Genomic DNA, 8224 nt, shown 5'->3' on the forward strand with positions numbered 1-8224 from the left:
GAAAAACATCTGTCACCAGGTTAATCCAAAGAAGCTGCATCTGATTCAAAGGTTGCCCAAGGCCAGCAAGATTGGCTGAAACTGAAACCATTATCTCGCTTATGTTAGTAGAAAGTAAAAACTCAAGTGACTTGCGAATGTTTTTATAAATGATACGGCCTTTTTCTACCGCAAGCACCATCGTGCCAAGCTGGTCATCTTCAATGATGATATCTGCCACTTCTTTAGCTACATCAGTACCACTTCCAGTAGTAATTCCTATGTCTGCCGCTTTAAGAGCCGGAATATCGTTAATACCGTCTCCTGTCATGGCTACCTTGAGGCCTAAGTCTTGGAAGGCCTGGACAATGCGAAGCTTATCTGCCGGGCTTACCCTTGAAAAAACGGAAACTCGCTTTAAAAGACCACGAAAGGCCTCTGGCTTTAAGTGCGAAAAATCAGAAGAATCAAGAATAACAAGTTCATCCTGATTATGTTTATGCCCTTTCCAATAGCATAAGCAGTGGGAGCCTGGTCTCCAGTTATCATCACCGTGCGAATACCAGCCTGATGCAAAAGGGAAATGAGATCTTTAATCCCGGGACGAATTGGGTCTTCCATACCCACAAAGCCTAGCCACACAAAGTTCTCACACCAGGGAGCCTCTTCTTTAAGATCAAGATCTATTCCAGGATCATCAGAGATACCAAAGGCCACACCAAGCACTCTTAAACCTCGTACAGCCAGCTGGTCGTTCAAGTTGGTAAGTTCAATACGTTCCTCTTCATCAAGAGGGTAACGACGACCATCCCTTAAAATCTCCCCGCAAAGCCCGAGCACCTGAGTAGGCATTCCCTTTATGGCGTAAAGAAATTTCCCCGAAGGCAAATGGTGAACTGTTACCATGTAAAGACGGTTTTCTGCTCGATGCACTATACGCACTCTGGGAAACGCCTTTCGCAGGGCTTCAATATCAAGGCCTGCTTTAAAAGCTATTTCAAGAAGAGCCGTTTCTGTAGGCGTACCTTTAAAAGAAATCTCTTTACCGTTTTTTACCACTTCACTTTCATTACAAAGCACACATACTGCCAGTAAAGATAAAAGTTCATCGTTGGCCTGTTCAAATAAAATTTGAGAATCTGGAAAAAAGTTTAAATATTTGTTTTCTAAAGTTTCTGGTTTATAAGGCTTACCGCAACTGATTTCGGTTACGGTCATATGATTTTCTGTAATAGTGCCTGTTTTATCAAGACACATTACTTGAACTGAACCCAGGGCCTCTATAGCGGATAAGCGTCTGACAACGATGTTTTCTTTTTTCATCTCGCGCACGCCAAGAGCAAGGGTAGTAGTAGCCACAGTGGAAAGCCCTTCTGGCACTGCCGCTACTGCTAGAGATAAAGCTGTATTAAGCATTTCAAGAAAGCCAAAGCCCCTTAATATTCCCAGTACGAAAACCGCTCCGCAAAGGGCCCCAGAAATTATCACTAGCTTGGTACCCATTTCGTCTAGCTGTTTTTCTATTGAAGTTTCAGGAGGCCGTGCTTCAGCTAGAGAAAGTTGAATGCGCCCAATCTCGGTATCTTTACCAGTAGCAACAGCCACAGCCTTGCCATGCCCTCCCAGCACCAGCGTTCCCATAAAACACATGTTAATACGATCAGCTAGAGGATAAGTCTCATTAGGGGGAAGAGGTTTTTCGGTCTTAACTACAGGTAGGCTCTCACCTGTTAGAGCCGATTCGTCAATACTTAATCTTTCCGCTTCTATAATACGGCCGTCAGCTGGAACGTAATCTCCCGGACGTAAAAGAAAAATGTCTCCAGGAACTATAGTTTCAGCAGGAACTCGTTTGACTTTTCCCTCTCTTATTACCAGAGCTTCTGGATGAATAAGTTTTTTAAGGGAGCTTATAGTTCTTTCGGCTTCAGCTTCTGTTTTATAGCCTATATAGGCATTTAACCCTACCACACACAAAATAGCTAAAGCGTCAATCACCCCGCCAGTAAAAAGAGAAATTCCAGCTGCTACACCTAAAATAGCTACAGGCACACTTTTTATTTGCTCAAGAAAAATCTCCCAGCCTGTTCGAGGGGTTATCTCAGGAAGGATATTAGAACCATATTTTTGGAAAAGTTTTTCGTAGGTTTCACGGTCAAGCCCTCTTTCTTTATCAGTACCAAGAAGTTTTAAAACCTCTTCAACCGATAAAGTATGCCACGGAGGCCCCTCCTCTTTTAAAGGGGTAATTACTGGCTTAGATTCACTTTTAAATTTTTTGACTTCAGAAGGGCTTGGTAGCTTTTGAAGAGAGGATTTAAGTTCGGCCTCTATCTTTTCAACTGGAATATCTGGTTTAAAAACGAGTAAAATAGTAGCAGTTAAAGGATTAACTTTAACTTTTTTTATATAGCCATTTCGGGAAAGAACCCCTTCAAGATAATCTTTTAGGTGAAAAGCTCGATAAAGCACAGGGGCCCGAAAACGCACCCGGCCCCTGAGTTCATGGATCTTTTGAAGCTCTTCAGTAACCATTAGCGACAATTAAGACTTTTTACTACCTTTGGGCTTGGTTTCTTTCTTAGTTTCTTTGGCTTCGGCCTTTTCTGATTCCTGAGGAGAAGCTTTAACTTCTATTATTTCTGGTTCTTTTTCTTCGGTTGACTTGGCCCCTTTAGGTAAAGCGGTACTCAATACATCTTTGGTACTTCCAACAACACCAACTAAAACTTCCTTGACGGAAGTAGTAGCCGTTTTGCTAATTTCACTGGCCCCCTCTACCGCTCCCTTTACCGCCGCTTTAGCAACTTCTTCGACATTTCCTCCTATTTCGCGGGTAGCCTCAATTATTCCTTCTACTGTACGACGAGCCACTTCCGCCACATCAGCACCAACGACAGCAGCATTTTTAACAGCATCTCTAGCGATTTCAGAAGCCGCTTTAACCACATCTCCACCTACTTCGTGAACTCCAAGAATAAGTCCTTTAGCCACACTTTTGACACTCATGATAGCCCCAGTTCCCACTTCTTCAGTAGCCTGAATAGCCCCTTTCATAGTGTCGGCAATAACATTTATTCCTTCTTTGGTAATATCTCCCGCTGCTCTTAGAACATCAATTATGGTATTACGGGTAAGAGCAATAATTTCAGCTTCAATCTCTTGTAGCCCTTTAAGGCTACTAACAATTCCTTCTTTTACCGTTCGGCCAGCAGTTCCAAGAAGAGAAAAAGGATAGGGAATATTAAAACCCGTTGAAGATTTGGATACTTCCTGTATTTCTCTTTTTTCTTCAGCCATAACTTACCTCCTTAAATTATTTTTTAAAAAAATGAAGAGAATACCAAAAAGCCGTATACCAGGAAGGAAGATTAGTTCTCCCTTTTAAGAGCTGATAAAAACCTATAGCAACACAGGCAAGCCCAACAGATGTCCCTAAGTCCAGACGATAGTGAGAACTCTCTTTTATAGTTTCATCTGCTTTCTTAAAAATCATTTGTAATTGCGATTTTACTGCCACTTCTTCAGTTTTTTTGATGTCTAAGACATCAAGTTCACGAAGTTTCTTCCAGAAAAGCTGGGGACTTCCTTCATATTCCAGAAGAATACTTCCAGTCTGTAGATTACCTGCTACTTTTTTTATGTTTTCCAGACTGTTAAGCACCGAAACAATGTGTTCTAACTCCTTTTTATTGTTTTTAAGAGCGGGGACTTTAAGCCTAACTCGCCCTTTAAGACTATGAACAACAAAGGCCTCAAGCTTACTCGGCATCTTTTTCCCCTCCGCCTTGAGACGCAAGTTCCTCTTCAAGTTCTGCCTTAGTCTCTGCCCAAAGATCTTCTAATGTCTCAGTAAGTTCTGCTAAGGTTTCTCTACCTTTTTCATAGGCTATAATAGAACCTTTCATCATACCTTTTATAAGTGGCTTAGCAGCCTGGCCAAAAACAGGGAGTAGTTTTGGTAATACATAAGCTAATCCTAATCCTACAGATAAACCAGTAACTACTTCTTTCTTAAGGATGTCTTCAAGCTCAATCCCCATATGCACCTCCTTAATTTGGAAAATTAAGAAATAAAAGACAAAATCTCAAGGAGCTTTATCATTATTTTCCTATATGTGTAACTTTCAAAATGTAAAGTTTAATTAAAGAAATAGTCAAGTATTTGACACAAAAAAATAATTAGATATGGACAAAAATTTTTAAGAAATATGGATTTATAAAGAGCAAAATAAATAATCATAAAACAAATGAATAAAAAACTAATAGTAGAATTGCATGATGTTAGTCCATATTATAAAAACGAGTTTTTTGAAGCTTTAAAATTAATATTTGAAGAAGGAATAAATAAATATTGTATCCTACTAATCCCTAATTACAAAAATAGATATAACATAGAAAACGATATAAGTTTTATAAACCTTATAAAGGCTTGCAAACAAGAAATAATTTTACATGGATACAAACATCTAGGAAAAAATTCACTAAAATATTTATGGGCAACTAATGGAGAAGGAGAATTTAACAAATTAAACAAGAATGAGACTTTCAAAAGAATAATAGAAGGAAAAGAAATTTTAAAAAAGTTAGAATTAGAAACACTTTATTTTGTTCCACCGGCATGGATATCGAACAGCTCTTTAGAAAAGATATTATTAAAACTTGGCTTTAAAGGGATAGGATATAGAGAAGAAATAAAAATCTTTCCAGATAAAAAAATATTTGCTCCAACTATTACTTTTAGTAATCGCTATCTTTTATCAGAAATTAGTAAATGGTCCTCAGATATATTATTTAGGATTTTTTCTAAATTTTCAATTATAAGATATGCAATTCATATGAAAGATTTTCACGATAACGAAAAAATTAAATTATGGAAAAAACTAATAAAAAAGGCTAAAGATAGGAGGTTTATTTATTATGACGACATTTACAGCCAAAGCTGATTTACATGTACATTCAAAAGCATCTAATAGTCCAGCTGGATGGTTATCAAGCATATTTAACTGTCCAGAAAGTTATACAGAACCAAAAGAACTATATAAAAGATTAAAAGAAAGGGGAATGACATTTGTTACAATTACAGATCACAATAGCATTTATGGAGTACTAGAAATTGCAGATATGCCTGATGTATTTATTAGTTGCGAATATACTGTAACATTTCCTGATGAAAAATGTGATATTCATGTACTATGCTATGGAATTAGTGAAAGTGAACACAAAATTTTAAACAAATTAAGAAAAAATGTATATGATTTCATAGATTATTTAAAAGAAAAAAATATAGCTCATACATTAGCTCATCCTCTATATCCGGTTAATAGAAAACCTTTAAGTGTATCTATAGTAGAAAAATTTATATTACTATTTGACAATTGGGAAATTATTAATGGAACAAGAAGTCAAAAAACACAACACATAGAAAAATCAATTATAGAAAAATATCAAGGATTTGAAAAAATTAAAAAATTAGAAGAAAAATATAATATTCGTTCCAGAAGAACAAGACCTAATATTTCTTTCACCGCAGGATCTGATGATCACGGAGGAATGGATGCAGGTAGAACCTGGACAGAAGCAAAAGCAACGACAATAAAAGAATTTTTAGATGCAATCAATAATGGAAAAACTCAAGCAACAACAGAAAAATTAGGAGAAGAAAGATTAATAAATACTGTATTAAGAATAGCCTACAAACATTTTGAAAAAAACAATAAAATACCAGAAGAAATAAAAGAAATTGGAGATCATATTTTTTTATTTAAAAAAAATAATTTTGCAGATTATCTGATAAAAAATTTTATAAATATTAATGGCAATAGAGAATTAATTTTAAAAGAGTTAATCAAAAAAGCTCCATTTTGGACTTTTGAAAAAACAAAAAGAGAATTTAATCCACATAATTTAGGAGAATTTATAGTAGCAATATCATTGCAATTACTACCAATAATAATATTATATCTTCAAAAAGAAGAAGAAAATCACACAAAAAACATAGCAAACAAGCTAAAAATAAAAACAATGGAAACAAACAGACTGGCTTATGTAACAGACACATACTATGAAATAAATGGAGTATCTCGAACAGCACAAATAATAAAAAACATAAAAATAAAACATAATTTACCAATAGATATAATAACCATGAGCAACAAATCATTAAACGATGAAAAATGCATCAATCTAAATACATATATAGATTTACCCACACCTTTTTATAATGAATTTCGCTTGAGAATCCCTTCAATAATAGATATTTTTGATTTGATTAAAGAGAGAAATTATTCTCATATTCACATAGCAACACCTGCTCCACTTGGAATTTTATTCTTCTTGGCAGGGAAAATATTTAAATTACCAATAAGTTTTACTTTTCATACCGATGTGCCTCAATACATACTAAAATATACAGAAAATCCTAAAAATTATGAACTAAGCTGGAAATTACTATCTTGGTTTTCTAACCAATGTGATAAAATTTTGGTCCCATCTAAAGTATATGCTAAAAAACTAATATTTCATGGAGTGGATAAGTCAAAAATTAGAATATTTATTAGAGGAGTTGACACCAATCTATTTAATCCGAATAAAAAAGAAAAATTTTTCTGGGAAAAAGAATTCAACATAAAAACAAATAAAAGAAAAATACTTTATGTAGGGAGGATATCTAAAGAAAAAAATTAGATACATTTATAAAAATAGCTCGATTATTACCAGAACTAGATTTTATTATGGTGGGAGATGGTCCATATAGAAATTATATAGAAAAAATAAAACCTAAAAACTTGTTTATTATAGGATATCTAAAAGGAGAAAAATTGGCAAAATCTTATAGCAATTCAGATATATTTCTATTCCCTTCAGAAACAGAAACATATGGATTGGTTGTATTAGAAGCCATGGCAAGCGGACTTCCTGTAATTGTAAGCAACAAAGGGGCCGCTCATGAACATATTGAACACAATAAAAGTGGCTTTATTACAGAAACAGAAGAAGAATATTTAAAATACATAGATTTACTAATAAATAACGAAAATATAAAAACTAAAATATCTAAAGAAGCATTTTATACAGCTCAAAGGTTGAATCTAGAAAAAACTTATTTACAATATATAAATGAGATATTCTTTAATAGGGAGAAAAATAATGAAGATATTAGACATTACCATTTATTACCACAAAAAGAGTGGAGGAATAAAGAAATATATAGATAAAAAAATAGAAACTCTAGAAAGGTATCAAGACATAAAACATGTAGTTATTATCCCTGGCAAAGAAAATAAAACATACAATAAAAACAAATCAGTAATTTACGAAATAAACTCTATACCTATACCTGGTACTGGAGGATATAGATTTTTCAAAAACATAAAATCTGTAAATAAAATTATTGAAAATGAAAATCCAGACATAATTGAATTTGGTGGATGCTATGCACTTATCCCTTTAATTAAAATAAAAAAGCAGATTTGTTCGATATTTTATCATTCAGATTTAATAAATGATACAAATTTATTCCCAGCACCAAAACAATTAAAAGAGCTATTTTTAGGATATATAATAGAAAACGTTTTTAAAAAAAGTGATATTATTATTACACCGTCTCAAAAATATAGAAATATTCTCCTAGAGATGGAAATAAAAAATGTTAAAACTATTGAATTAGGTATTGATACCAACATTTTTAAACCTAAAGAAAAAAAGACAAATTTTTGGGAAAAATTTGGAATAAATAACAACAAAATTAAATTATTATATGTTGGAAGAATTGCCCTTGATAAAAATATAAAATTACTAATAGAAACACTTAAAAATCTAAACGAACAAAAGTTCCACCTAATAATAGTAGGATCAGGGCCATTGAGTTCTTGGGTCAAAATAAAAGCCAATAAGGTTAAAAATCTTACCTATATTGGACATATAGAAGACGAAAATTTACTGGCTGAAATTTATTGTCATGCTGATATTTTTGTAAGCGCATCACACTACGAAACATTTGCCTTAACATTTTTAGAAGCCCAAAGTTGCGGACTTCCAGTAGTAGCTTTTGATCTTGGACTACAAACACAATTTAAAAAAGAGTTTTTAGTTAAAGAAATAAACAGTAAAGCTCTTGCCGAAGGTATAATTAAAGCCAGCCAAAAAATTTCTAGAGAGTTAAGCCAAGAATTATATCAAAAAACCAAAGAACTTTTTTCATGGGAAAGAACTTTTCGGTAGTATTTCAGTAATTGTGTCCGAA

General features: G+C 33.8%; 9 protein-coding genes. 4 read left to right on the forward strand and 5 right to left on the reverse strand.

Going from position 1 to position 8224, the window contains the following annotated elements; translation table 11 throughout:
* The 5 genes from TH606_RS12010 to TH606_RS10340 all read right to left on the reverse strand — a co-directional run.
* On the reverse strand, positions 1-454 hold a 454-nt coding region (locus TH606_RS12010; protein WP_197460566.1), incomplete at its 3' end, for an HAD-IC family P-type ATPase.
* Positions 424-2514, reverse strand: a complete 2091-nt coding sequence (locus tag TH606_RS10325; protein ID WP_068543722.1) for a cation-translocating P-type ATPase — start codon at positions 2512-2514, stop codon at positions 424-426. The genes TH606_RS10325 and TH606_RS12010, both read right to left, overlap by 31 nt.
* Positions 2515-2523: 9 nt before the next feature.
* Entirely contained in the window at positions 2524-3279 is a 756-nt protein-coding gene (locus TH606_RS10330) for a hypothetical protein (RefSeq protein WP_068543725.1), read from the reverse strand.
* A gap of 16 nt (positions 3280-3295) precedes the next feature.
* Positions 3296-3751, reverse strand: coding sequence for an HMA2 domain-containing protein (locus TH606_RS10335; RefSeq protein ID WP_068543729.1), 456 nt, complete (start codon positions 3749-3751; stop codon positions 3296-3298).
* On the reverse strand, positions 3741-4022 hold the full coding sequence (locus TH606_RS10340; protein WP_068543732.1) for a DUF5132 domain-containing protein: 282 nt from the start codon (positions 4020-4022) through the stop codon (positions 3741-3743). The genes TH606_RS10335 and TH606_RS10340 overlap by 11 nt, the downstream gene beginning before the upstream one ends.
* A 207-nt stretch (positions 4023-4229) precedes the next feature.
* On the opposite strand from TH606_RS10340, the gene TH606_RS10345 reads away from it, so the two are divergent.
* The 4 genes from TH606_RS10345 to TH606_RS10360 are packed head-to-tail and all read left to right on the forward strand — an operon-like array spanning position 4230 to position 8202.
* The gene (locus TH606_RS10345) at positions 4230-4925 is read left to right on the forward strand and encodes a polysaccharide deacetylase family protein (protein ID WP_068543735.1); all 696 of its coding nucleotides are present in this window, start codon (positions 4230-4232) and stop codon (positions 4923-4925) included.
* The gene (locus TH606_RS10350; protein ID WP_068543738.1) at positions 4900-6666 is read left to right on the forward strand and encodes a glycosyltransferase; all 1767 of its coding nucleotides are present in this window, start codon (positions 4900-4902) and stop codon (positions 6664-6666) included. The genes TH606_RS10345 and TH606_RS10350 overlap by 26 nt, the downstream gene beginning before the upstream one ends.
* Before the next feature lie 14 nt (positions 6667-6680).
* A complete protein-coding gene (locus TH606_RS10355; RefSeq protein WP_456243296.1) occupies positions 6681-7196 on the forward strand; it encodes a glycosyltransferase in 516 nt (171 codons plus the stop codon).
* Entirely contained in the window at positions 7129-8202 is a 1074-nt protein-coding gene (locus tag TH606_RS10360) for a glycosyltransferase family 4 protein (RefSeq protein WP_068543744.1), read from the forward strand. The genes TH606_RS10355 and TH606_RS10360 overlap by 68 nt, the downstream gene beginning before the upstream one ends.
* Positions 8203-8224: the final 22 nt, after the last annotated feature.

The sequence above is a fragment of the Thermodesulfatator autotrophicus genome, from assembly GCF_001642325.1.
In the GTDB taxonomy this organism is placed as follows: domain Bacteria; phylum Desulfobacterota; class Thermodesulfobacteria; order Thermodesulfobacteriales; family Thermodesulfatatoraceae; genus Thermodesulfatator; species Thermodesulfatator autotrophicus.